This window comes from Plebeiibacterium sediminum (assembly GCF_026013605.1).
Taxonomy (GTDB): Bacteria; Bacteroidota; Bacteroidia; order Bacteroidales; family Marinilabiliaceae; genus Saccharicrinis; species Saccharicrinis sediminus.
Window position 1 is genome coordinate 1 of the sequence record NZ_JAPDPJ010000217.1, and the last position, 1,093, is coordinate 1,093.

Sequence of the window (1,093 nt, forward strand, 5' to 3'; positions counted from 1 at the left end):
AACCTATTCGTGGTAAAGAAATACCCAAAGGAGGAGGTAAAACCAGACTTTTAGGTATTCCTACCGCTATTGACCGTATGCTGCAACAGGCAGTAACCAGAGTGGTAATGATGCATTATGAAACTAATTTTTCAACCTATAGTTATGGTTTTCGTCCAACACGTAATACGCAACAAGCAGTAGGTAAAGCCCTTTCTTATATTAATTCAGACTATCAGCATATTGTTGAAATTGACCTGAAGGAATTCTTTGACAGGGTGGATCATACCTTGCTGTTGCAATTGCTGTACCGTAAAATTAAATGCAAACACACCATGTGTTTGATACGCAGATGGCTTAGAGCACCACTTTTAAAGGATGGGAAACTACATAAGCGACGTATAGGAGTACCACAAGGAAGCCCCATTAGTCCGTTGCTATCCAATATTGTTCTTCATGAACTGGATTTGAAAATGGAACAATTAGGCTTACGCTTTGTACGCTATGCAGACGATTTCAGTATCTACTGTAAAACAAAAGCAGAAGCAAGAAAAGCTGGTAACACTATTTACGTATTTCTTAGGGATAAACTTAAACTCCCTATCAACAGGGATAAAAGTGGTATCCGCCGTCCGGTTAACTTTCAAATCCTTGGTTTTGCCTTTGTCCCCATTTACAAAAAGGGAATTAAAGGTAAATACCAATTGATTGTGGCAGAAAAGAGATGGAAAAGCTTTAAGGCAAAGCTTAAAGAAGTCACCAGAAAAACCACTCCCATGAGTTTTGATGAACGCATTCAAAAGCTATTAGAAATCCAAAGAGGTTGGATCAATAACTTTAAGTATGCTAATATCTTAACGAAACTGGAGAAGCTTGATGGTTGGCTTCGAAATCGACTCAGATATTGTATCTGGCATCATTGGAAGAAACCAGAACGTAAACGGAAAAACCTGATTCGTTTGGGCGTTGACCTTGATCATGCTTATGCATGGAGCCGGAGCCGTATGGGAGGTTGGGCAATTGCTCAGAGTCCTATTTTAGGAACAACCATAACCATAGAACGACTTCAAAAACGTGGCTATATTGCTTTATCTGATATGTATTATCAATTGCA

General features: G+C 39.1%; 1 protein-coding gene. It reads left to right on the forward strand.

Annotated features, from left to right (window positions below; genetic code table 11):
- On the forward strand, positions 1-1,093 hold a 1,093-nt coding region (ltrA, locus tag OM075_RS25155; RefSeq protein WP_301193322.1), incomplete at both ends, for a group II intron reverse transcriptase/maturase.